The organism is Xanthomonas cucurbitae, from assembly GCF_002939885.1.
Classification (GTDB): domain Bacteria; phylum Pseudomonadota; class Gammaproteobacteria; order Xanthomonadales; family Xanthomonadaceae; genus Xanthomonas; species Xanthomonas cucurbitae.
Genome location: NZ_MDED01000002.1, coordinates 23,326 through 46,738, shown reverse-complemented (window position 1 = coordinate 46,738; position 23,413 = coordinate 23,326). Strand labels below are relative to the sequence as shown.

Genomic DNA, 23,413 nt, shown 5'->3' with positions numbered 1-23,413 from the left:
CCTTCAATGGCGCCGTGCGCCAGATGGGGGCGGCTCAGGCGGGAGGTCAGATACCATCGCGCGCGCCGCCGGGGTGCGGGTGCTGGGCATCCAGCCAATCGGCCAGCCCGGTGAGGCTGTCGAATTCCAGATCCGGTCGCTGGGTGGGATGCGACCACTGCGCGCCGTCGCGGTTGATCCAGCACGCGCGCAGCCCGGCATCCAGCGCGCCGAGTACATCCATGCGCTCGTGGTCGCCTACGTGCAGCACCTGTGCAGGCGGTACCTGCAGGCGTGCGCAGGCGGCCAGGAAGATGCTCGCCTCCGGCTTGGCGCTGCCGTGTTCGCGTGAACCCAGCTGGAAGGCAAAGTGATGCATCAGCCCGATGCGCTGCAGGTCGGCATTGCCGTTGCTGAGCGCGGCCACCGGCATGTGCCGGGCCATGCGTGCCAGCGCGTCGAGCGCATCCGGGTAGCACTCCACCTGGTTGCGTGCGGCATAGAACACTTCGTAGGCCGGCTCCAGCAGCGCCAGATCGCCGCCGCTTTCGCGCAAGGCCATTTCCAGCGTCAACCGGCGCAGCGCGCTCAGGTCATGATGCAGCTGCGGGTTGTCGGCGAAGCTGCGCTCGCGCAGCGTGCGCATGGCCTCCACCGGAAAGCGCTCGGCGGTCACCGGACTATGCTCGCGCATCCAGTCGTACAACACCTGGTCGATGCGCGCACCGATCGGTGCGAAAGGCCACAACGTATCGTCGAGGTCGAGGGTGATGGCGCTGATCTGGAAGCTCATCGCGCGATTTTACGGCTGTAGCGTGGGAATGGGGAATCGGGAATCGGGAATGGGTAGAGCAGTGCAGCTGCGGGCCGCATCACTGCTCTTGCGATTCCCCATTCCCCATTCCCCATTCCCGGCTACTCAAGCAACCTTGCCCAGCGCTGCGTGCCCTCCACCCGGCTCAGCACCATCTTGATACAGACCAGCAGGGGTACCGCCAGCAGCAGGCCGACCATGCCCCATAACCAACCGAACAGCATCAGCGCCAGGATCAGCATCAGTGGCGAGATCGCCATGCGGCGGCCCAGCACGATGGGGGTCACCACCTGGCCTTCGATGGTATGCAGCGCCAGGTACAGGATGGCGGGCAGCAGCGAAGACAGCGTGGTGCGGAATTCCACAAAGCCCATCAGCAACATCAGCATCACGCCGATCAGCGGGCCAACATACGGCGCGAAATTGAGCAGCGCCACCACCGTGCCCCACAACAGCGCTTCCGGCAGGGGAATTTGCAACGCGTAGAGAATGCCGGCGAACACCAGGCCCACCAGCGTATTGATGACGCTGATGGTGAGCACATAACGCGATACCTCGCGCTCGATATCCAGCATGATTTCGGTGGTGAAGCGTTGCTGCTGCCGATTGGGCAGCAGGGCGATCGCGTGCCGTTGCAGGCTCTCGCCATACACCATGAAGAAAAAAGTCAGCAGCACCACCGCCAGCACCGAGGCGGCCAGCTTGGGTGTGCGCACCAGCATCTTGTACGGGTCATCCATCTGCGTGCGCACGATCTGCACGCCGCGTTGCCCGCCACCGCCGGCCGCACGCGCGAAATTCTCCGCCGCCTGGTTGGCCTGCATTACCGGCTTGGTGAGGTCGTGCACGTCGCGCGCAATCTGGCGCATCTGTCGCGGCGCCTGCTGCACCCATTCCGCTGCCGGACCCGCCAGCTGCACCGCCAACGCCACGGTGGCGGCCAGGCCCAGGCACAACACCATCAACGCAGCCAGGAAGCGCGGAATGTACAGCTTGCGCAGCCCGCGCAGGATGGGGTTACCGATTAGCGCAAAGAACGCTGCCAGCATGATCGGCAGGATGATGGTTTGCGCCGCCCACAGCGTGAAACCCACTGCCAGGGTCGCCAGCACCACCAACGAGGCGGGAGCGCGCGGGCGAGGTGCCGGTGTCGGCGGGAGCGGATCTGCCGGTGCGGCAGGATCGGGTGAATCGATGGGAAGAGACATGCGCGCCCTGGCAGCAGACTGGCGTGCTGCCAGCGGTGCGCCATTATCGGCACACTGTGTCAACAGCGCGCACAGAACATGTGCGTGCAGTATTCACCACGCGCCCGTGTGGGGAGACCGTAGCGGAGATGCAATGCCGATGATCGCCCTGGTAGGCCAACTGGCTGTCTGCGCGTTGGCCACATCGTCAATGCAGGACTGGCTCAGGCTGCGCGTTCCACCGGCACCTGCACGACCGTCACTGGCGGATCGGCCGCCACCTCTTCGGCGTTGTCCGCAGCACGTTCGGCCTGCTCGGAGGCCTCCTGCGCGCGGTGGGCGGTGAACAACGCAGAGAGCGTGCTTATCATCTGCAGGATCTTGGGAATGCCGCCCAGTTTGCCGGCAATGCTGCCGAGTGCGGCCTGCGGTTCGTTACGGCCGGTGACAAACCCCACTCCGAACCCCACTGCCAGAATCCGCAGTGGCGACCAGCCGGCGCGCCAGCTGTCCCGCAACTGACCCCAGTGTGCGCGTGTTTCCTGCGCACGGCCTTCAACCAACAGCTCAGCGCGATCCACGCGCTGACGCAAGGTGCCGAATTTCATGCGCGTCCTCCGCTGGCGGGCGAGGACGTTGTGTCCTCGTCACCGCTGCCGTCATCGAAAATGCCCAGTTCCACCAGCTGACGCCGCGTAGCGTTCAGGCCGGTGTGGTCGAAGTAGAAGAACACCCGCCACGCCGCGATGCCGGTGACCACCAAGCTAGCCAGCGCAGTAAAGAACATGGCCTGGAACCACGACAACCCGGCACGCTGCAACAAGGCGATGATCGCACCCGCCAGCAACAGCCAGGACGAGGCGCCGAACACCACCGCCACGCACGCCCAGGCCAGGCCGTGCCCGAAGGCGCTGCGGGCCAGTTGCAGATCGGCCGACACCAGCCGGCGTAGCGCGCGACCGGTGTCCTTTGCAGCGCCCAACGTCTCGCGGCCGGCCGTGCCGACAGCGCGTACGCTTTCATCCAACCCCGGCGTTGCGCCGCGTCCGTCGGGAGCGTCCGGGCCGGGCGCCGTGGAAGCCTGATCGCTCACGGATCAGTTGTCGTTGCTGCGTGCCAGCTTGGCAATGACCCAGCCAGCGGCGAATGCCACGCCGAACGCTGCCAGCGGGCGCTCGCGAATCAGGTCGGTGGCGCTATCGAGCAGGTCATTGCCCTTGGCGACCAGCACGTCCATCTGTTCCTTGGCGGCGGCACCGCCGAACTCGGCGGCGGCCATGCCGGCCAGCGCGGTGTCGGACAGCTCGGCCTTGACGTTGGCGCGGCCCAGCTTGAGTTCGTCGCCAGCAGCGCTGGTGGCGCCCTTGACGGCTTCACCGGCGGCGCTGGCAGCCGACTTCAGGTGGGTGCCGGCTTCGCTCAGGTTGTCCTTCAGCTGTTCGGTATTGGTGGGGCTCATGCGATATCTCCTTCGGTCGTTGATGGCAGCCGCCACTCACGTGCGGTCGTGCAATAGCAATAGCATCGAGATGGTGTAGGAGGTGTTAGTGGAATGCCGTCGCACTGCACATCACCTCAACGCATCAATGCGTCGTATTGCGCGTTGCCACGCAGGATGCGCACCACCAGTTGCTGCGGTTTGCGCTGGAAGTTGGCACGCCAGCTGGCCAGGTCGGTCACCTCGCCGACGCTGCTGGCCACGATCACATCGCCAGAGACCAGGCCGTTGGCCGCCGCCCGCCCGCCGCGCTTGACCTCGCTGACCATGACCCCACTGATACCGGATTGGCGCAGCGACTCGGGCAGGTCTGCGAACGTCGCGCCGCCCAGGCGTGGGTCCAGCATGTCGCCGGCGACCGTGCGGTCCTGTTCCTTGAGGGTCGCCTTGAGCTTGAGCGGCTTGCCGTCGCGGCGGATATCCAGGGTCACCGCGCTCCCGACCGCCTGCAGACCTTCATAGTTGTGCAGGGCTTCGGCGCTGTCCACACGCTGGTCGTTGGCGGCCACCACGACGTCGCCTGGCTGCACCCCGGCCGCGGCTGCGGCCGAACCCGGCAATACACGCGTCACCAGCGCGCCGCGTTGCGATTCCAGGCCAAGGCCTTGCGACATCTGCTGGGTGAGGTTCTGGGTTTCCAGGCCCAGCGTGCCGCGCACCACCACACCCTTGGTCACCAGCTGCTCGACCACGTTGCGTGCCAGGTTGGACGGAATCGCCAGGCCCAGGCCGATGTTGCCGGCCATGCTGCCTTGCGGATTGAAGCTGGCGGTATTGATGCCCACCAGTTGGCCTTGCAGGTTCACCAGCGCACCACCGGAATTGCCGGGGTTGATCGACGCATCGGTCTGGATGAAGTTCTGGTAGCCCAGCCCGCGGATACCGCTGCGGCCCACCGCCGAGACGATGCCGGAGGTGACGGTCTGGTTGAAGCCGAACGGGTTGCCGATGGCCACCACGAAATCGCCGACGCGCAGCTGGTCGCTATCGGCCAGCTTGATGTCGGTGAGCTTGTCGGCCTTGATGCGGATCAGCGCGATATCGGTGTCGGCATCGGAGCCGATGAAGTCGGCCTTCACCGTGCGTCCGTCGCCGAGCGTGACCTGCACGTCGTCGGCATTCTCGATGACATGGTGATTGGTGAGCACGTAGCCCTTCTGCGCATCGATGATGACGCCCGAGCCGAGTGACTCGTTGATGCGCTCCTGCGGAATCTCGGGAAACAGCCGGCGCAGGATGGGGTCGTTGAAGAAGGGATTGCGCACCCGCACCACCTGCTTGGTGTTCACGCTCACCACCGCCGGCATCGCCTGCTGCAGCATCGGCGCCAGTGAAGGCACCGGCTGCCCGGCGGCGGCGGCGGGCAACGCCGCCGTCGCCGGCAGGGTAACAGCGGCATTGCCGGGGGGCGTGGCCTCGGCGCGGTTGTCGAGCCAGGCGTTGATGCCGGTGGCGGCGAAGCCACCGAACGCGGCGGCCAGCGAAAGCGTCAGCAGGGTGGGAAGCGGTCGCATGGAACGGATTCCGGGTTACGCGATGGGCGAAAGACAATTAGGGCGTCTGACGGCATAAATCAAGCTGAACGAGAGTGCCGGCCGGCAATGTAACTGCCGGTGAAAGCAACTGGCCGCCGATGGTGCCGCCGCGTTGACAGCGGTAGATGCCGGGCGTAGCGTCCGCTTGATCCGATGCCTGTTCAGCATTCACGCATGCCGTCGCGCATCGCTCGCGGTTTCAGCACTGACGCCCTGAAGGAGGGTCTATGAGCAACGGCAATGGTGTCACCACAACGCTGTCCGACGCCGTCGATGGCGTCAAGAACACAGCCAACGAACTGAGCGAAACCCTCTCCGCCGCCACCAGTGCGGCGGCCAGCAATGTGCAGCAGGCCGCCGGCGCGGCGGTGGACGAGGTCAAGACGCGCGTGCGCAAGGCGCGTCAGGCCGTTGCTGCGGCAGAGCACAGTGCTGTGGACAAGGCGAGCAAGGCGGCAGGTGCCGTGAAGCGCGGCGTTGCCAGGACCAAGCGCTCGCTGAGCGCGTCCAAAGACGCGGCCAAGGAAAAACTCACTGCGACCAAGGAGGCGGCCAAGCAGCGGTTGACAGCGACCAAGCAGGCGTTGAGCAACACCGGGACTGCCGCCAGGAAAAAGATCGCCGACAGCAAGGCTGCCACCAGGCACAAGCTGGAAACCGCCAAGGCCAACGCCAAGGCCGATGCCGCTGCGCTGAGCAGCAAGACGGCCGCCAAGCGCGCCGCACGCAAGACGGCAGTGGCACAGGTGGGTGCCCGAACCGCAGCGAAGAAAACCGCCGCGACCTCGGCAGCGGTGAAGAAGGCGGTGGCCCGTAGCGTTGCCAAGAAGGCGCCGGCGGCCGGCCGAGCCGCCGTCAAGAAGGTCGCTGTCAAGAAGGCGGTGACCAAGACCGCATTGAAGAAGGCCGCCAAGGTGACCAAGACCCCGGCAACGCGCGCGGTGGCCAAGACCACGGCGGCACGCAAGGCGGTTGGCAAGAAAGTCGCCAAGCGCGTCTCCCGCTGACAGGCAGCGCGGTTGTTGTGGTCATTGCAGGCCAGGGTGACGTAGTGCGCGGCGGTCGCGGCCGCGCGCACCTCCCGCGATGCAATGGCCGCGTGGCCGCGTCTGTTTCCAGCGTCTGGATCCCCGCCGCGTCAAGGCGTGAGCGGACGACGTGCTGCTTCAGCGCAGCAGAATCGCGCGCAGTGCGGCCTCCAGCTGGACATGTTGAAAGTCGAAGCCCGCCTCCAGCGCACGCTGCGGTACTACACGCTGACTGATGAGCAGCAGATCGGCCATTTCGCCCAGGCCCAGGCGCAGCAAGCCGGCTGGCAGCGTCAGCATGGCCGGGCGCCGCAGCACCCGGGCCAGCGTCTGTGCGAACTCGGCGTTGGTGACCGGTGTCGGTGCGGTGGCGTTGTAGGCGCCTGCCTGGCCGTGCTGTAGCAGCCATGACAGCAACGCGACCATGTCGCCACGATGGATCCAGCTCATCCAGTGCCGGCCATTGCCGAACGGCCCACCGCCGCCAAGCCGGAACGCCGGCAGCATGCGCGCCAGCGCACCGCCGTCGCGGTCCAGCACGATGCCGGTGCGCACCCAGCTCACGCGCGGACCCAGTGCCGCGATCCCGGCTGCGGCGTGCTCCCAGTCGCGGCACAGCACTGCGGCGAAGTCGTCGCCGGCATCATCGGCTTCGGTCAGGATAGTGTCGCCACGCTCACCGTAGTACCCCACGGCCGAGCCGGAGATCAGCACTGTCGGGCGCTGCGCAGCAGGCTGGTGTTCGATCCAGTCGTGCAGCTGGCGCGTGGTGCCCAGCCGCGAGTCACGGAAGCGTCGCTTGCGCGAGGCGCTCCAGCGGCCTTCCGCCAATGGCTCGCCGGCCAGGTTGATGACCGCATCGGCCTGCACGCCCTCCAGCGTGTCCACGGCGACGATGTCGGGGAAGTGACGCGTGGCCCGTTGCACATCCCGGGTCAGCACGCAGACCTGGTAGCCGGCAGCGGACAACGCCGGACACAAGGCCTGGCCGATGAAGCCGGTGCCACCGGTAATGAGCAGACGCATGCGCAAGTCCTGGAGCGAGTCGATGCGGCACGATAGGCCAGCGTGCACCCAAGTCGGGTGAAGCTACGCGATGACATGATCGCGCTGACGGTTTGCGCCTGGTGCCGTGGGGTCAGCGGCGCATCCTTGTTGGCAGTAACCGTCAGTGCATCGCTTGCTGGCTCACGCGAACGCGCCGGGCGAGCCGGCGCGTTCGTTGCTCGGCGGAACGTGCGGCCGGATTACCTCGACGAGGACACCGCGTGAGCGCGCTCGAAGTGCGCCGAGACCACCCGGCGGGTTTGTTCCAGATGCTGCTTGACCGGCGCGCTTTCGGCGGCGGGCAGCAGCTCGGCGTCGAGGATCTTGATGGCGTCACCGTGGTCGCTGACCATGGTGCGCATGAAGGCGTTGCGGTACGCATCCTTGCCATCGGGCAGGGTCAGCGTTTGGGTCAGCGCATCGGTCGCTGCCTTGCCCTTGGCACGGATGGCCTGCGCACGCGGACTGTCGGCTGCGCCCAGCGCCTTGGTCTTTTCCAGATTGGCCTGGTGGTCATGCAGCATCTGTTCGGCGAATGGGCCGGCCGCACCACCCAGGTCCTGTGCGATGGCCTGCTTGGCCAGCGCGATTTCGTTCTCGTCGATGGCTGCCAACACGCCCAACGCGCCACCATCGCCCTTGGCCAATTCCGTCGTGCCGCTACCGGCAACCGGCGCAGCGGTCGGCTTGGGTGACACCGCAGGGGCAGTGCGCGACGCGTCGCCGCCAGGGCGATCACAGGCAGTCAGGGACAGTACGGTCAACAGTGAAGCAGCGACAAGAAGGGATTTCATGGATGTCCTGACATATGCCGGCAGGTGCCGGCGTTGAAATGTGAAACAGCCGCCGCGCGGCATCGGGGAGATGTCGATCAGGCCCACTGCGGCTGCGCGACCGCGCCAATCCCCAAGGAGCGGACCGGTGCCCGCAGCGCATCCTGCGCGGTGCGGCACTGGCGCGCCATCCGCGCAGTGCGTTCGCGAACCAGACCGTGTTCGCTGGCAGGTGCGCTGCCCAGCAGGCAGGCAACATGGAAGCCAAGGATTTCCTCCGCGCGGTCGCCCTGGTCGCTGATGATGTGCGGCACCAGCCGCTCCAGTCGTTCCAGCTCCTGCTGCACTTGATACGGGGTTTTCATGACGATCTCCAAGGGATAACGGGTGCTGCTCTACACGGTTGCAGCGATTGCATGCTCAGTTGTTGCTTGCGCCCAGGCGTTGCCAGCAATCGGTTGCCAACTGTTCGTAGTTGGACTGGGTGCTGGACGAAATGAAGTGATGCTCCAGGCGATCGCGGAACAGCCGTAGCCGTTCCTGATCGCTGGAGCGTGGCGCCTGCAGATAGATGTCGCAGGCCATCTTCACCACCGGGGACAGTTCGCTGAACTTGCCTGCACCCAGATTGCCCTGGGCGTGCCGCGCCTGCCAATGCGCGATCTCGGCCTGCACATCGATGACGGATGGGTCTCTGCTCATGATCTGAAATAGTCCAACGTAAACAAACTTGACCCTCAGGGTAGCTGCGGCTATGTCAACGGACGATCATCGAACCGGACCATGTCGCCATCGCGCAGGCCGATGCGCTTAACTGGTCAGACTTGCGTCCAGGATGTACACGCTTCGCATGCATGCGATGGGCAGCGTGCGATTAGCTGCGGCGTTGCGGGTGTGAATCGACGCGCATGCATGCAGACGCGCAGCTTGCGTGTGAGCGGTCGCCAGCTTGCCAATCCGACCACGGCACTGTCAGTTCACGCCCGCTGATTGCTGCGTTCCACGCACTTGTAACGTCCGGTTGCTACGGTGCGCTGAGGACGCAATGAGCGAGCATCCAGGATGCAGGAGAGTCAGGACGGTCGTGGCCAACGGCACACCGCGAGCGTTACACCGCCAGCGAACCCGTGGTGGCATGCCTTGCTGGAATTGCGAGGCGGGCGCGTGATCCTTAGCCTTGTCGTCGTCGCTTTGCTCGTCCTTGGCCTGTGCCTGATGGTGCAATGAGCAACGTCGATCCGCGTGCGAGAACGGGTCGCTTGAGACCCGTCCTCGCTGCAGCGATTGAAGCTGGACTGGTGTAATGGATCAGACGCGCGGGTCGGTGGAATAGCGCCGTGCCGCGTCGTCGTGACGATCCGAATCGAATGCGTCGCGTACCGCGTGCTTGGCTTTTTCCCAGCTCAGCCGCGAACCGGCCTTGAAGCGGTCCCAGCCGTCGCCGAGATCGCGCTCCAGATGATCGTCCCACTGGCGACCGGCATGTTGCTGGCGCGCCTGCATGCCGTACCGATAGGCGGGGCGATAATCGTCGTAGGAATATTCGGTATCGCGGTAGCTGGCGCTATCGAAGCGGCCCTCATAATGGGTATCGCCATCGCGGTACACGGCGTGGGTGCGATCGGCACGATCCCACGCATCGCGCGCCGCATGGCGGGCGTCGTCCCATTCCAGGCGCGACTGGCCACGGTTACGCGGCCACTCGCCCGCCAGCGTGGCTTCGGTTTCTTCCCAGGTACTGGTGGGCCGCGTCTCGCGCGCCTGCAGGCCGAATCCATAGACCGTGGCATAGTCGCGGTCGTAATCAGTGCCTTCCTTGTAGTAGGAGCGATTGCGATGTTCCTGGCGCCAATATTCGGTTTCCACGGTGGGGTCCAGGCGCTCGGCGACGCCCTTGCCGGCGGCGGCGCCTGCAACCACGCCCACAGCGGCTCCGATCAAGGTGCCCAGCGGCCCGAACACTGTGCCCGCCAGCGCCCCTGCTGCCGCGCCGCCGGCAATGCCGCCTACACCCACACCCACGGGATGTGACCCGGGTGCACCCGAAATTGGGTCGCGGTTGAGGTCCTGCGCTTCTGCTCTGCGTTGCTGCTTGTCGTCACTGGTCATGTCGCCTCCGGGTTGCTCAAGGACGCGTCCTGACTGATGGCAGGCTCGCGAATGTGGGGCCACGATGGCGTCGCAGGAGTAAAACGCATGTGCGTAGAGGTGAGTACTGCGGCCACATGACTGAACCATGCAGGTCGCATGCGGATGAGGTTGCCTTGCACCGCTGTGGACGATAAGCGCCGCTTGTGCGGCGCCCTTGCCAGGCCCGATTGCGCCATGCGGGTTTGGATGCTGTCGGCCCGCGGACGCTGTTCGTGGCCACGGCCATTGCCCGCTGGCGCCGGGCGGTCGGGCTCAGTGGCCGTGCGTGCCCAGCGTGCGTGCGCCGGTCAGGATCATGCGCAGCATCTGCGAGATCTGCTCGATCAGCGCGGGGTCCTTCTCCGGAGGCAGGTCCATCGCCACTGCGCCCATCGCAAATACCAGCCGGGTGACCGCCTTGGACACCAGCGCCGGTTCGTGCAGGGTGGCGTTGTCGGCGGCGGCCAGGCGGATCAGGTCCAGCCGCAGCTCGTCTTCGAAGTAGGCGAGCTCGCGCTCCACCGCCTGCTTGAACGCATCCGAGCCCACCGCGCCCTCGCGAAGTAGCACGTGCAATAACTTGTCGTCGGCGCGTAGCTGTTCCATGAAGGCCTCGACCGAGACGCGGATGACGCTGCGGTCGGTGGAGGTGGCGCGCTGGCGGGCCTGGCCGATGATGGTGCGCAGCGAACGCCCGGCCAGGTCGATCAGCGCCACGGCGAGCTCGTCCATGTCGCGGAACTGGCGATAGAAGCTGTTGGGCGCAATACCGGCTTCGCGCGCGACCTCGCGCAGGCTCAGCGTGGACAGGCTGCGGTGCGGGCCGATCAGCGACAGCGCGGCGGCAATCAGGTCTTCGCGTGAGATCGCCGGCTTGCGTGACGGCGACGCGTCGTGAGACGGCAGGGCGATGGAGGTCATGGGCAACAGCCAGGCTTGGGCCTGAATCATAGCCGCTTACTTCAGTATACAAGTGTATACACGGCTGTGCATGCACGCGTATAGTTCCTTCCATGAGCCTGGCACCTCCCCTCAAGTCTTCCCCCCCGCTGCCCGCACGGCTGGCGCGCCGCCTGGTGTCGCCGCAGTTGTTCGACTTCTGGGCAACCCGGATCAACCCGCTGTGGACACTGGAACGGCCGATGGCCCGCCTGGTCGAGCGCAGTGCGGCCAGCCGCGATGCGGTGACCTTGGTGTTTCAGCCCAATGGCCACTGGCAGGGTCTGCAGGCCGGCCAGCACGTCAGCCTGGGCGTAGAGATCGACGGCCGTCGTCTGCTGCGCAGCTACAGCCCGACGGTGCTGGACAACGGCCGCCTGGCGATCACGGTCAAGCCGATCGAGGGCGGGCAGGTGAGCCGCTACCTGGCACACGCGGTCGCGCTGGGGACGGTGGTGTCGCTGGACCCGGCGTTTGGCGACATGCTGCTGCCGGCTACGCCGACCCCCTTGCTACTGCTGGCCGCCGGCTCCGGTATCACGCCGATGCGTGCGCTGCTGCGGTCCGCAGCGCAGGCCGGCATGCCGGCTGACATCGACCTGCTGTATTGGGTGCGCGAGCGCGAAGACGCCTGCTTCCTGGACGAGTTCCACGCGCTCGCTGCAGCGCACCCGCGCCTGCATGTGCAGCTGCTGACCACCCGCGAAGGCGAGACACCGGCTGCACGTATCGACACCTATCCGTTGGATGAGATTGCCGCGCTGGACCAGCGCCATGTCATGGCCTGTGGCCCGGGCGGCTTTGTACAGGCCGCACGTGCACGCCTGGAGGGCCGCGTGGCGGCATTTCAGGCCGAGGCCTTCAGCGTGCCGACGCTGGAACAGGCAGAGGCCGGGCAGGTGCAGGTCCAGCTGTCACGCAGCGGCCGCACCGTTAGCCTGTCGCGCGGCCAGTCGCTGCTGGAAGGGCTGGAAGCCCAGGGCTTGCGGCCCAAGCACGGCTGCCGCATGGGCATCTGCAACAGCTGCGCCTGCGCGCGCCAGGCCGGCACCACGCGCCATCTGCTGACCGGCGAGCGCAGCAACGAACCCACCGCACAGGTGCGCCTGTGCATCAGTGCCCCAAGCACCGACCTGATCCTGGATCTGTAAGGAACCTCATGAGCCGAGTCCATAACCGCGCCTTGTCTGCTGCCGAACTGCAGTCCTTCGGCGACGAGCTCGATGCCATCCGCGCCCGCGTGCAGCGCCAGGTGGGCGCCGACGACGCGCGCTACATCCGCCGCATCGTGGCCGCGGTGCGCTGGACCGGTGTGTCCGGCCGCGCGTTGCTGTTCCTGGGCGCCTTCGTGCACAGCGTGCTGATTCCGGCCTGGATCGCCGGCGTGCTGCTGCTGACACTGTCCAAGATCCTGGAGAACATGGAGCTGGGCCACAACGTCATGCACGGCCAGTACGACTGGATGGGCGACCCGCAGCTCAACGGCAATACCTACGAGTGGGACATCGTTGCCACCGGCGACAACTGGCGCAAGACGCACAACTACAAGCACCACACCTACACCAACGTGCGCGGTATGGACGATGACATCGGCTACGGTCTGCTGCGCATCTTCCCCGAGCAGCGCTGGCGCCCGTTCTACCTGCTGCAGCCGTTCATCGCGGTGGTGTTCGCGCTGCTGTTCGAATGGGGCGTGGCGATCCAGGACCTGCGTCTGGGCCGTTGGTTCGCCGGCAAGATGAAGGCGGCCGAATTGCGCGCCTCGTTCCTGCCGGTCGGCCGCAAGATGGGCCGCCAGATGCTCAAGGACTACATCGTGTTCCCAGCGCTGGCCGGTCCGTTCTTCCTGACCGTGCTGCTGGGCAACCTGGCCGCCAACGTGCTGCGCAGCATCTGGACCTTCGTCATCATCTTCTGCGGCCACTTCACCGCCGATGCGGAAGTGTTCCCGAAAGAGTCGATCCGCAACGAATCGCGTGGTCACTGGTACCTGCGCCAGCTGCGTGGCTCGTCCAACCTCACCGGCGGCAAGCTGATGAACGTGCTGTCGGGCAACCTGAGCCACCAGATCGAACATCATTTCTATCCCGACCTGCCGGCCAACCGCTATGCGCAGATTGCGGTCGACGTGAAGCAGGTCTGTGCGCGCTACGGCCAGCACTACAACACCGGCTCGCTGCCGCGGCAGTTCGGGCAGGTGATGTGGCGGATCGTGCGGCATGCCTTCCCCAGCCGGCCCAGGCCGGTTGCCCAGGACAGCGCAGCGTTGCAGCGCGCGTGACGCAGAAGGCCGCCGGTGGGCGGCCTTCTGCGTTGTGGGCGTGCGGCCAGCGGTGGCGGCCAGGCGCGGGGGGCGGATCGTGGCAGGCGCGCGAGGCATGTGATGCCGATGCGCGTTCGACATCGCAGCGGACAATCAACCGGGCTGCGCGGGACTGGTTCTAGCGTGTTGCGCTGCGCCCCGCGCGCGGGCGCGTGCGTGGTAGGCGATGAAACCCAGTGCCGGTAGTGCGCGGGAAAACAGCCAGCCCTGTGCCAGATCCACGCCGTGCGCGCGCAGGTAGTCGAGTTGTTCCTGGCGCTCGACGCCTTCGGCGATGGTGCGTAGCCGCAGTGTCTTGGCCATGTCGATGATGTGCGCGGTGACTGCGCTGGTGGCCGAGTGGGTGCCGATGGTGTCCACGAAGGATTTGTCGATCTTCAACGCATCCAATGGCAGGCCCTGCAGGTATTGCAGGCTCGAGTAGCCGGTGCCGAAGTCGTCGATCGACACCGTGTGGCCGGCACCGCGCAGGTGGATGATGGTGGCGCGCGCGGCCTCGATATCCATCAGGCTGCGTTCGGTGGCCTCCACCCACAGTTGCCCGCTGTCAACGCCGCTGCCACGTAGCGCCTCGGCCAGCAGCGACTGCACGCGGCCGCTCTTGATGTCTTCGGCCGAGACGTTGATGGCCACATGCAGGGTGGGATCGGCCGCCAGGGTGGGGCCGAGTTCGCGCACCACCTGCGCCACCACCAGGTCGGTGATCGGCAGGATCAGGCCGCTTTCTTCGGCCAGCGGAACGAAGGCGTCCGGCGGCACCAGCGGGCCATCGGGCTGCTGCCAGCGCACCAGCGCCTCGGCGCCGACACAGGCGCCGCTCTCCAGCGCGATGATCGGCTGGTAGTGCACCACGAATTCGCCGCGCCGCACCGCGACCCGCAGCCGCGCCAATGGCGATAATCGCCGCCGCGATACCCACAGCACCAGCGTCACCAGCAGCACCGCCACGGCGATGCCTGCCGGCACCACCTGCAAACGAGCCGCTGCCAGCGGCCCACGCAGATAGGCCACCGGCTCGGTGACCACGGCGACCCAATCGCCCCGTCGATCGCGTCCGTACAGCACCTGCTCTTGTTCCTGCTCCTGCGTGGCGTGTGCGGTGGGCTGCGCATGCGTAGCCGTCAGCAGCCGCTCGGCCGCAGCGCCGGTACTGCTGAGGATGTGCCCCTCGGGTGTTCCGACTGCCAGCTGCAGGCCGGGCGGGACATCGATATCCACCAACGTGGTTGGATCGATCAGCACGTTGTAATCGCCCAGCCGCAGGGCGATCAGCGGGTGCTGCGGATTGGCCAATGGGCGCAGCCGGGTGGTGACCGAGATGCCGCTGCGCACGAGGAAGTCTGCCGGGGCCTGGGGAAGTGCCTTGGGCAGCTTGCCCCACGAGGTACAGCGCAGGCGCTGCTGCCGAAAGTGCCCCAGCTCCTCGATGGCAGGGCTGGTCAGCACCAGTGCGCGCATCTGTGCCAGATGCGCGGGCGAGCACGCCGGCGTGCGCGTCTTGGCCATGTCCAGCAGCATGGCATGCGCCTGGCCAAAGGCGGCCTCGGTGCGCCGGATCGACAGCGACGCCAACTGGCTGAGCCTGCTCTGCTCGCGCGACAGCGCCAGGCGCCAGGCCAAGTAGTAGGACAGGCCGACCGGCACACTGGCGCACAACACGACCAACAGCACGGTGACGCGGATGATGCGCTGACGCTTCACCCGTCTGCCCGCAGGCGTGGCAAGCATCCGGCATGGCGGCGCGTCGACTGACGCGCCAGACATGCAGGTGTTGCATCGGACTTGGTCACGGAACGGCCTCGATGCATGGAGCACGATGCGATGAAGAACACGGATGGGAACGGATGAGCCTGCACGCGGCGAATGTACGCCACGCGCGCGTGCTGCGCGCGCTGTCGCTGCGAATTAATGATGAATTCCTTAGCCATCGCCGCCTCTTGCACCCATTGCCATCGGTCGCGGCAACGTTCACGCGCACGCGTGCGTGCACGCGCTAGGGTCGTATGCATCCATGCGGGTTTTGCCGGGCTCACCGGCTCGGCCCGCTCCCCGCAGTGGAGAACGACTCATGACAACACAGAAAGAGCGCGTCGGCGGCACCGACGCGGTGCCGATTTTCAAGATGCACGAAACCACCCGCGATGGCGAACTCATCAAGTACGTGGTCGGCGAGACCGGCGTTGCGTTCGACAGCCTGGAGGGCGCGCAGGCAGCGGCCAGGGATCTGGATACGCTCAACCGGTGAAACATGCGCCTGTCGGTCAAGGGCGAGCCGGCGTGATGGCGGGGCGGTCGGTGATGCAGTCGGTAGGACGCCCCGCCGTTCCAGGTCCTGGCGTTGCCGGATCGATCGGACCCGACGCATGGCGCCCGCCCGATCGCGCCAACGGCGGTTGCCTGGCGCGGCTGTCGGGACTCAGGACAGGGGCTGTTCGGTCAATCGCCCCGTATGCGGGGTATGGATCAGCGCGCCCAGGTCGAAGCCTTGCTCGCGGGCGTGCGACAGATAGGTCTGGGCGATGTTCTCGTCCAGTTGCGGCAGACGTGCGAGCAGCCACAGGTACTTGCGGTCCGGGCTGCCGACGAGGGCGGCGGTGTAGTCGGCATCGATGCGCATCACCCAGTAGTCGCCCTTGGTGAAGGGAATCCAGCGCAGTCCTTCGGGCAGGAAGGTCACCTCCAGTCGGGCGCGGGAGTCGTCGATGGGCCGCGCCTAGCCGATGGCTTCTTCCAGCTTGCCGTCCACGGACAGGCAGCGGTTCTGCACACGTACGGAGCCATCGTCTTGCAGCGTGTAAAGCGCCGACACGTCGGTGCAGTCCGCATCCTCGAAACGGATCGGCAGCCGGGCGATTTCGTACCAGGTGCCCAGATAGCGATCCAGATCCAGCGACGTGACAGTGGACAATTCGGGGTGCTGGCGCATGACGGCTTCCGGACAGGTGGATGATTGATGTTGTACGTGCACGGCCATGAAGTGCATGTCGGGATACGGCCTGTGGCGACCGACGGCGCATGGAGCCGCGGCCCTCGCCATGGCGTTCGCGATCGCTCGCCCACCCGGTCTCCGCCGATCGCGTCCTGCAATCAGGCGATCGCCTATTCCGGCAATCGTGCAAGTCTGCGGATGGCGGCAGGTAGCGTCGTGGAGGCTGTCCTTCTGCGATGGGGCGGCAATGGCTGGGGCGGCCGCTGTGCCAGTTGCAGGTGCGGCAAGCGGCCAATACGGCACAGCGCTTGCCGGGGGCCGGTTGCGCTGCTGTCAGGCAGCCCGGTCGCGGTTGCGCCTATGCCGCGCTGGCAGTACCCGGCGCGCGATCCAGCTTGCGGTAGCCAATGGCTTCGGTGAGATGACCGGTGGCAATTGCCGCACTGTCGTCCAGGTCGGCGATGGTGCGCGCCACCCGCAGGATGCGGTGCATCGAGCGTGCGGACAGCTGCAGCTGCTCGATCGCGCGTTCCAGCAGCAACTGGTCGTCGCCGTGCAGCCGGCAGTGGCGGTCGGTGTCGGGCTGATCGAGCTGTGCGTTGGGCAGGGCGCCGCGCGCAAGCTGCCGCTGCCGTGCGGCGACCACGCGGGCGCGCACGCTGGCGCTGTCCTCGCCAGGGTGGCCGCTACGCAACGCCTGGGGCGGCAGGCGCGGCACTTCCACATGCAGGTCGATACGGTCCAGCAGCGGCCCGGAGATGCGGCTGCGGTAGCGGCGGATGCTATCGCTGCTGCAGCGGCAACGCCCGCTGCCATCACCGGCCCAGCCACAGGGGCAGGGGTTCATGGCGGCGACCAACTGGAAGCGTGCCGGAAAGTCCACGCTGCGCGCCGCACGCGCAATCGTGACCAGTCCCGATTCCAAAGGCTCGCGTAGCACTTCCAGGGTTTGCCGTTGCCATTCGGGCAATTCGTCCAGGAACAGCACGCCGTTGTGCGCCAGCGAAATTTCGCCGGGGCGCGGATGCGTGCCACCACCGACCAGCGCAGCCGCACTGGCGGTGTGGTGCGGGGCGCGGTAGGGCCGCTGGCGCCAGCGGGCCAGATCCAGCCCGCGGCCGCTGACCGAGCTGATGGCGGCGGTTTCCAGTGCTTCGGCTTCGCTGGCGTCCGGCAGCAAGCCGGGCAGGCGCGAGGCCAGCAAGGTCTTGCCGCATCCGGGGCTGCCGACCAGCAGCAGATGGTGCCCACCGGCGGCGGCGATCTCCAGGGCGCGGCGCGCATGCGGCTGCCCGCGCACATCGGCCATGTCCGGCAGCGCGCGCGCGCCGACTGCGGCAACCGCCAGTTCCGCGGCAGGCGCCGGCTGGGTGCCGTTGAGAGCTGCGCAGACCTCCAGCAGGGTGCGTGCGGTAAAGGCCTGGACATGCCCGGCGATGGCCGCCTCGGCGCCATTGGTCAGTGGCACGATCAGCCGTCGTCCCGCCTGTGCGGCGGCCAGGGCGGCTGGCAACACGCCGTCCACGCCGCGTAGCTCGCCGGTCAGCGCCAGCTCGCCCAGAAACTCGTACTCGGCCAGCGCCTGCCGGTCGATCTGCCCGCTAGCGGCCAGGATGCCGAGCGCGATCGGCAGGTCGAAGCGGCCCCCCTCCTTGGGCAGATCCGCCGGTGCCAGATTGATGGTGATGCGCCGGGCCGGGAATTCGAACTGCGCACACAGCAGCGCAGCGCGCACGCGTTCGCGCGATTCGCGTACGGCGGCTTCGGGCAGGCCCACGATCTGGGTGGAGGGAAGTCCCCCGGAGAGATGCACCTCCACCCGAACCTCAGGCGCGTGCACTCCCACGCGGGCACGGCTGTGCACCAGCGCCAGGCTCATGGTGGCAGGCTCGGGTCAGGGGGTATTGGAGGCGGGCGCCGCACTGGGCGGCGTGCCGGTTGCGCGTGCTTCCAGGGCGGCGACGGCCTGCTCCAGTGCGTCGAGTTTTTCGCGCGTGCGCAGCAGCACGGCGCGCTGCACGTCGAACTCCTCGCGGGTGACCAGGTCCAGCTTGCCCAAGCCGGCCTGCAAGGCACCCTTGAAGGTGCTCTGCAGTTCTTCGCGCGATTGGCGCAGGCCCGGCGGCACCAGGTCGCTGAGGCGGCGGGCGAGGTCGTCGAGCTGATTGAAATCGATCATGGTGGTCTCCGCAGGTTCGTCAGAAGCCTAATGCAGGCCGGAACACGCGGGACATCGGCAAGGCAGTCGGCAGGCGGTAAGGATAGTCCCATTCGGCTGTCGTCCAAACGGAGGGGCCGGCGTGGATGAGTGTTGCAGCCGTCCACGGTATGCTGCGCGCCCGCCACGCCCTGGGACCTGCACCGATGAAGATGATTATGGCCATCGTCAAACCGTTCAAGCTCGACGATGTGCGCGAAGCGCTCGCCGGCTGCGGGGTGGCAGGCATCACGGTGACCGAAGTGAAAGGTTTCGGCCGCCAGAAGGGCCACACCGAGCTGTATCGCGGTGCCGAGTACGTGGTCGATTTCCTGCCCAAGGTGAAGATCGAAGTGGCGGTGACCGACGACCAGGCCGAGCGCGTGGTCGAAGCCATCGTCGCTGCGGCGGGCACTGGCAAGATCGGCGATGGCAAGGTGTTCGTCTACGATCTGGGCAGCGTGGTGCGCATCCGCACCGGCGAGCTGGACGGCGACGCGCTGTAACGCGCACGCTGCCGGCGTGCCCACCTGACGGAAGTGTCGCCAGGTCGGCGCCTGCGAGGGTGCCTGGAATCACCTTGCACGCTCATGTTGCAAGCCCCCGGCTGCTCCATTGGCGTCTTGAAACCACCTCTGCGCGATGCTGGCCGTGCCGGTAGTGGCCGGCCTGGGCGCGCTGCGGGCGCGGCAGGCCGCGAATGATCCCGGAATTCATACCATTTCAATACCGAAGACGCTCGGCTGTCGCTATGTCTGAGTGATCTCACGGACTGCCGGAGACTGTGCCAGCTTGCTTGAGAAGGTGCGCGGGCGCAGAACCGGTTGCGCTTGTCGCGGGGGCGCGAGTTGCCTACTCTAGGCAGTAATACCATTCCAATACCGGAGTTCGATATGCGGCTAGGCAACAGGCAGCGGGGCGCGCGCCTGCTCCCGGTATTGATGGCGCTGGCCCTGGCATTGCCGGCGCTGGCCGAACCGGTCACACAGCCGCCCATCTTCCCCACCCCGGTGTCGATCAGCCTGGATGGCCGGACGATCACGCTGGGAGACTCGGTGGTACTGGTGGTGGCGCCGGGCGCCGACCCGGCCGCAGTCGCGCTGGTGCGCCGCGTGCTCGGTTCGGCCGGGGTCTCCAAGATTGCCACTGCCTCGCGTCTGCCTGCCAGCTTCGACCGTCCGCATGTGGTGGTCGGGACCGGCGAGGCTGAGGTGGTGCGCGATGCGCTGACGCGTAGCAAGGCCAGCCAGGACACCCATGCCGAAGGCTATACGCTGGCCAGCGTGGCGCTGGGCAGCGGCCTCATCACGCTGGCCGGCCACGACGGCGATGGCCTGTTCCATGCCGCGCAGACGCTGCGCCAGCTGGTCGAGCGGCCGGCCATTCCGACGCTGACGATCCAGGATTACCCGGCCATGCCGATCCGCGGCACGATCGAGGGCTTCTACGGCGCGCCGTGGTCGATGAGCGATCGCATCAAGCACATCGATTTCCTTGCGCGCACCAAGGCCAATACCTACATCTACAGCCCCAAGGACGACCCGTATGCGCGCGACCGCTGGCGCGCGCCGTACCCGAAGGCGACCCTGAAGGCGCTGGGCCAACTGGTGGCCACCGCCAAGCGCAACCATGTCGATTTCGTCTACGCGATCTCGCCGGGTCCGACGGTGTGCTTCTCCGACCCGGCCGATGCCAAGGCCTTGCTGCGCAAGTTCGATGCCTTCCGCGCGCTGGGCGTGCGCAGCTTCTACGTGGCGCTGGACGATATCGAATACACCAAATGGAACTGCGAGCGTGACAAGACCACCTTCGGTGAGTCTGGCGCACAGGCGGCAGGCATTGCGCAATCGCATCTGCTCAACCTGGTGCAGGCCGATCTGGTTGCCCGCCACGATGCGGCATCGGAACTCATCATGGTGCCCACCGAATACTTCGACGCCAAGGAGAGCCCGTACAAGGAAGCGCTGCGCAAGCATCTGGACCCGAAGATCGTGGTGCAGTGGACCGGTACCGACGTGGTGCCGCCGGCCATTTCCATTCCGGATGCACGCGCGGCCACCAAGACGTTCGGCCGCAAGACGCTGTTGTGGGACAACTACCCGGTCAACGATTTCGAAACCTCGGCCGGGCGCCTGCTGATGGCGCCGTATGCACGGCGCGAGGCGGGGCTGTCGGCCGAGCTGTCGGGCATCGTATCCAACCCGATGAACCAGGAAGTACCCAGCCGCGTTGCGGTGATGGGGCTGACGGCGTACGCCTGGAACGACAAAGGCTACGACGCGCAACGCACCTGGCATGCGGCGGCGCGCGACCTGGCCGGTGGCGATGCGCGTGTCACGGCGGCATTGCTGACCTTCTTCGATACCCAGCACCTGGCGCCCACCTTCGGCAGCCAGCCGTGGCAGGAACAGGCGCCGCGCCTGAAGGCCGTGCTCGACCATGTGCGCGAAGCGATCGCGCTGGGCGATACGGCAGCACGCAGCCAGGCGATTGCCGAATTGGCGCGCACCGCCGACGAGATCGCCGCCGCACCGCAACGCATCCGCGACGGCGTGTCCGACAAGGGCTTTGCCGAGCAATCACGCCCGTGGTTGGAGGCGATGGAAGGCTGGGGCCGCGCGCTGCGGCAGACCGCAGCCGGCCTGGAGGCGGCCAATCGCGGCAGCAGCGAGGCAACGGCGTTGTTTGCCGATGCGGCCGCGGTTGCGGCCAAGGCGGCCGCGATTCCATCGATTCCCGGCGCCACGCGCTTCGGCGGACCGGTCAAGATCGCCGATGGCGTGCTGGATCGGTTCGTGGCCGAGGCGCCGCAGCTGATCGCGTATCGGTCGCCAGCGGCGGCGTCTGCCACCACACCATAGCGGCGGGCGTGGCGGCGGGCATGCCCCGCTTCGGTGACCTGGCGGGTACCCGAGACGGGCGTGCCCTGAACCAGCCTGTCGCCTGCGGCTTCCGTTGCGACAGGCTGGTATCGCGGGATGGAGACGTTCGAACGCACCCAGTCAGCGGGCAGGTGCGGCCAGGGTTCGCTCCCGGTCGCCCACCAGGCCGAGCGCTTCTTGACAGCGACAACGACTCCAGACACTGTGCGCGCTGCGGTCAAGGGGGCTGCAGCGCGCCCATGCTTGCATACCTGTCCAGGTCGCCTGCGATGGTTTGGCGGTATCGCGCGCTGTGGGGACGCCCCCGAAAGATGACCGGCAGCGATGCCACTTCCGACGCCCGTCAGGTCCGCCTGCGCGCGTAAGGATGCGGAAACGAGGGACGACCATTCAGGGGGATGTGATGAAAAGGACCGCAACACTGCTATTGGCCTGCACGGCGCTTGGCGTCACGGCTCAGGCCTCAGCGCAATCCTTGTCGCGCGGCTGGGATAATTATCGTCAACAGCAAAAGCAGCAGGCCGGCACTCAGGGCGCCGCCGCGCCGGCAGCGCCATCGGCGCGCCCTGCGCAAGCCGGCACCGGCGGAGCGCCGGTGGCCGTCGGTGGAAGCGGAACGGGTGAGCCCAGTGGTTTCAGCACGGTGACTGAGCAGACCTCGGCAGTGGCAGCGCCTGTCGCGCCTGCCTATGTACCTCCGCCGCCGCGCGAAGAAGAACAGCGCCTCAAAAGCGGTGTCTTCCTTGGTGTGCAGGGTGGCAGGGCAGAGGTGTTTGAAGACGTCAAACAGGACATGCTTGGCGGGAGCGTGGGCTATCGCTGGCGTGCTGGTGCGGTCACGCTGATCGGCATCGAGGCTTTTGCAGGACATATCGAGCGCTTTAGCTCCGATGATGCTTTCGCCCCATCTGCTCGTTTCGGAGGATTAGGTGGGAACGCGCGGTTCAATTTCGGCGACAGCCCGGTGTTCGCCTCGGTTCGCCTGGGTTACTGGGGCGGTGAGTCTGTCGGCTATGACGGCGATCGTTTCTATGGGGCTTATCTGGGCGCTGGATTGGGCATCGATCTTGGCCGGCATGTCAGTTTAAGTGGTCAGTTCACGCGCTATCTCTACGCCAACGACTACAGCGAAGAAGACTTCACCATCAACCGAGCCGATGTGTTGAACGCCTCACTCGAAGTCCGTTTCTAAGCTGAGCGAATAGTCCAGAAGGGCGGGCTGCAGCGTCCGCCCTTCTGCCCCAGGCAGCGTGGCATCAGCAACGCTGCAGCCAAAGATCCTGTTTGAGCCGCACCGCGCACGGTCACCGGCGTTGCACAGGCATCCATGCGGGGTATTGTAGTGTCACGGTCAACGCAGTGACTCAGCCATTGGAAAGGGCAGATGGACGCATTGGCGCAATTTTTGACAGACGAGCAAGACCCGGTGGCCGTGGGCAAGATCCTGCCCAAGGTCACCGAGTTGCTGACCCGCGACGAGCAGGTCGAGTACATCGCCGTGCAGAAGAAGATGGTGATGAACCTGTCGCCCGATGCAGTGGTGCTGACCAACCGCCGGTTCATCGTGGTCTATCCGAAGTTGTTCGGCATGACGTTTCGTGATGTCCCCTGGCGTGAAGTGCTCGATGTACACATGAGCGAGCAGATGCTGGGGGCGACGGTCATGTGCCGCACCACGCAGGGCGCCTATCTGTCAGTGGATAGCCTGCCCAAGAAGCAGGCGCGGCGGGTGTACGCCTACGCGCAGCAAGTGGAGGAGGCCGCCTACGAGAAACGCCAGCAGCTGGAAATCGAGAAGCTGCGCGTGTCGGCCGGTGGCGTGGTGGTGCACGCACCGCCAGCGCACCTTCCACCCGCATCGGCGCCACAAGCGCCTGCGGCAGAGGATCCGATGCAGGCACTGGGCAAGTTGAAGCAGCTGCTCGATGCCGGGCTGGTCACGCAGCAGGAATTCGACGCGAAGAAGGCTGAGATACTGGCAAGGCTGTAAGCGGCCGCGCCGCTGGGCGTGACGTGAAAACACGACGGCGAGGCCGACAGGCAGGTGCACCTGCGAACGTGTGGGAAGCAGCACGGTCGTGACCGGTGATGCCTCCGCCGGCAGGCCGCTGACAACGACCTTTCCGCCTGACTCTGGTGCCTACGCAAGGCC

At 66.5% G+C, this 23,413-nt stretch carries 23 protein-coding genes and 1 pseudogene; 8 read left to right on the top strand and 16 right to left on the bottom strand.

Annotated features, from left to right (window positions below):
• Positions 1-46: 46 nt before the first annotated feature.
• From XcuCFBP2542_RS01410 to XcuCFBP2542_RS01385, 6 genes are all read right to left on the bottom strand, one after another.
• Complete coding sequence (locus tag XcuCFBP2542_RS01410) at positions 47-772, bottom strand: HAD family hydrolase (protein ID WP_104601854.1); 726 nt, start codon at positions 770-772, stop codon at positions 47-49.
• 122 nt (positions 773-894) lie between these two features.
• Complete coding sequence (locus XcuCFBP2542_RS01405) at positions 895-2,001, bottom strand: AI-2E family transporter (RefSeq protein WP_104601853.1); 1,107 nt, start codon at positions 1,999-2,001, stop codon at positions 895-897.
• 203 nt (positions 2,002-2,204) lie between these two features.
• Complete coding sequence (locus XcuCFBP2542_RS01400) at positions 2,205-2,588, bottom strand: hypothetical protein (RefSeq protein WP_104601852.1); 384 nt, start codon at positions 2,586-2,588, stop codon at positions 2,205-2,207.
• Positions 2,585-3,073, bottom strand: coding sequence for a hypothetical protein (locus XcuCFBP2542_RS01395; protein ID WP_104601851.1), 489 nt, complete (start codon positions 3,071-3,073; stop codon positions 2,585-2,587). The genes XcuCFBP2542_RS01400 and XcuCFBP2542_RS01395 overlap by 4 nt, the downstream gene beginning before the upstream one ends.
• Before the next feature lie 3 nt (positions 3,074-3,076).
• Positions 3,077-3,439, bottom strand: coding sequence for a hypothetical protein (locus tag XcuCFBP2542_RS01390; RefSeq protein ID WP_104601850.1), 363 nt, complete (start codon positions 3,437-3,439; stop codon positions 3,077-3,079).
• A 116-nt stretch (positions 3,440-3,555) separates the two neighbouring features.
• Complete coding sequence (locus XcuCFBP2542_RS01385) at positions 3,556-4,992, bottom strand: Do family serine endopeptidase (protein WP_104601849.1); 1,437 nt, start codon at positions 4,990-4,992, stop codon at positions 3,556-3,558.
• Between the two features lie 248 nt (positions 4,993-5,240).
• On the opposite strand from XcuCFBP2542_RS01385, the gene XcuCFBP2542_RS01380 reads away from it, so the two are divergent.
• Positions 5,241-6,020, top strand: a complete 780-nt coding sequence (locus tag XcuCFBP2542_RS01380; protein ID WP_104601848.1) for a histidine biosynthesis protein HisIE — start codon at positions 5,241-5,243, stop codon at positions 6,018-6,020.
• A 159-nt stretch (positions 6,021-6,179) separates the two neighbouring features.
• On the opposite strand, the gene XcuCFBP2542_RS01375 is transcribed toward XcuCFBP2542_RS01380, so the two are convergent.
• The 6 genes from XcuCFBP2542_RS01375 to fabR all read right to left on the bottom strand — a co-directional run bounded on the left by XcuCFBP2542_RS01375 (position 6,180) and on the right by fabR (position 10,912).
• Complete coding sequence (locus XcuCFBP2542_RS01375) at positions 6,180-7,067, bottom strand: TIGR01777 family oxidoreductase (RefSeq protein ID WP_104601847.1); 888 nt, start codon at positions 7,065-7,067, stop codon at positions 6,180-6,182.
• A 221-nt stretch (positions 7,068-7,288) separates the two neighbouring features.
• Positions 7,289-7,882 (bottom strand): DUF4142 domain-containing protein, encoded by a 594-nt coding sequence (locus XcuCFBP2542_RS01370; RefSeq protein WP_104601846.1) that lies wholly within the window; start codon positions 7,880-7,882, stop codon positions 7,289-7,291.
• 77 nt (positions 7,883-7,959) lie between these two features.
• The gene (locus XcuCFBP2542_RS01365) at positions 7,960-8,226 is read right to left on the bottom strand and encodes a hypothetical protein (protein ID WP_167526967.1); all 267 of its coding nucleotides are present in this window, start codon (positions 8,224-8,226) and stop codon (positions 7,960-7,962) included.
• 55 nt (positions 8,227-8,281) lie between these two features.
• The gene (locus XcuCFBP2542_RS01360) at positions 8,282-8,563 is read right to left on the bottom strand and encodes a hypothetical protein (RefSeq protein WP_104601844.1); all 282 of its coding nucleotides are present in this window, start codon (positions 8,561-8,563) and stop codon (positions 8,282-8,284) included.
• Positions 8,564-9,169: 606 nt separating this feature from the next.
• Entirely contained in the window at positions 9,170-9,970 is an 801-nt protein-coding gene (locus XcuCFBP2542_RS01355) for a hypothetical protein (RefSeq protein WP_104601843.1), read from the bottom strand.
• A gap of 294 nt (positions 9,971-10,264) precedes the next feature.
• The gene (fabR, locus tag XcuCFBP2542_RS01350) at positions 10,265-10,912 is read right to left on the bottom strand and encodes an HTH-type transcriptional repressor FabR (RefSeq protein WP_104601999.1); all 648 of its coding nucleotides are present in this window, start codon (positions 10,910-10,912) and stop codon (positions 10,265-10,267) included.
• A gap of 92 nt (positions 10,913-11,004) precedes the next feature.
• Between fabR and XcuCFBP2542_RS01345 the strand changes: the two genes are divergently transcribed.
• A complete protein-coding gene (locus tag XcuCFBP2542_RS01345; RefSeq protein WP_104601842.1) occupies positions 11,005-12,081 on the top strand; it encodes a ferredoxin reductase in 1,077 nt (358 codons plus the stop codon).
• An 8-nt stretch (positions 12,082-12,089) separates the two neighbouring features.
• Positions 12,090-13,211, top strand: a complete 1,122-nt coding sequence (locus tag XcuCFBP2542_RS01340; RefSeq protein WP_104601841.1) for a fatty acid desaturase family protein — start codon at positions 12,090-12,092, stop codon at positions 13,209-13,211.
• A 135-nt stretch (positions 13,212-13,346) separates the two neighbouring features.
• On the opposite strand, the gene XcuCFBP2542_RS01335 is transcribed toward XcuCFBP2542_RS01340, so the two are convergent.
• Positions 13,347-14,954, bottom strand: coding sequence for an EAL domain-containing protein (locus tag XcuCFBP2542_RS01335; RefSeq protein ID WP_104601840.1), 1,608 nt, complete (start codon positions 14,952-14,954; stop codon positions 13,347-13,349).
• Positions 14,955-15,321: 367 nt separating this feature from the next.
• Between XcuCFBP2542_RS01335 and XcuCFBP2542_RS01330 the strand changes: the two genes are divergently transcribed.
• Complete coding sequence (locus XcuCFBP2542_RS01330) at positions 15,322-15,498, top strand: hypothetical protein (RefSeq protein ID WP_104601839.1); 177 nt, start codon at positions 15,322-15,324, stop codon at positions 15,496-15,498.
• A 171-nt stretch (positions 15,499-15,669) separates the two neighbouring features.
• Here XcuCFBP2542_RS01330 and XcuCFBP2542_RS01325 read toward each other — a convergent pair.
• The 3 genes and pseudogenes from XcuCFBP2542_RS01325 to ubiK all read right to left on the bottom strand — a co-directional run bounded on the left by XcuCFBP2542_RS01325 (position 15,670) and on the right by ubiK (position 18,361).
• A pseudogene (locus XcuCFBP2542_RS01325) lies at positions 15,670-16,179 on the bottom strand (lipocalin family protein).
• A gap of 361 nt (positions 16,180-16,540) precedes the next feature.
• Complete coding sequence (locus tag XcuCFBP2542_RS01320) at positions 16,541-18,061, bottom strand: YifB family Mg chelatase-like AAA ATPase (RefSeq protein WP_104601838.1); 1,521 nt, start codon at positions 18,059-18,061, stop codon at positions 16,541-16,543.
• A 15-nt stretch (positions 18,062-18,076) separates the two neighbouring features.
• The gene (ubiK, locus tag XcuCFBP2542_RS01315; protein WP_104601837.1) at positions 18,077-18,361 is read right to left on the bottom strand and encodes a ubiquinone biosynthesis accessory factor UbiK; all 285 of its coding nucleotides are present in this window, start codon (positions 18,359-18,361) and stop codon (positions 18,077-18,079) included.
• Between the two features lie 149 nt (positions 18,362-18,510).
• Between ubiK and XcuCFBP2542_RS01310 the strand changes: the two genes are divergently transcribed.
• The 4 genes from XcuCFBP2542_RS01310 to XcuCFBP2542_RS01295 all read left to right on the top strand — a co-directional run bounded on the left by XcuCFBP2542_RS01310 (position 18,511) and on the right by XcuCFBP2542_RS01295 (position 23,251).
• Complete coding sequence (locus XcuCFBP2542_RS01310; RefSeq protein ID WP_274392113.1) at positions 18,511-18,885, top strand: P-II family nitrogen regulator; 375 nt, start codon at positions 18,511-18,513, stop codon at positions 18,883-18,885.
• A gap of 387 nt (positions 18,886-19,272) precedes the next feature.
• Positions 19,273-21,240, top strand: a complete 1,968-nt coding sequence (locus tag XcuCFBP2542_RS01305; protein WP_104601836.1) for a glycoside hydrolase family 84 protein — start codon at positions 19,273-19,275, stop codon at positions 21,238-21,240.
• Between the two features lie 424 nt (positions 21,241-21,664).
• A complete protein-coding gene (locus XcuCFBP2542_RS01300; RefSeq protein WP_104601998.1) occupies positions 21,665-22,453 on the top strand; it encodes an outer membrane beta-barrel protein in 789 nt (262 codons plus the stop codon).
• A 192-nt stretch (positions 22,454-22,645) separates the two neighbouring features.
• Complete coding sequence (locus XcuCFBP2542_RS01295; RefSeq protein ID WP_104601835.1) at positions 22,646-23,251, top strand: PH domain-containing protein; 606 nt, start codon at positions 22,646-22,648, stop codon at positions 23,249-23,251.
• The last annotated feature ends 162 nt before the right edge of the window (positions 23,252-23,413 follow it).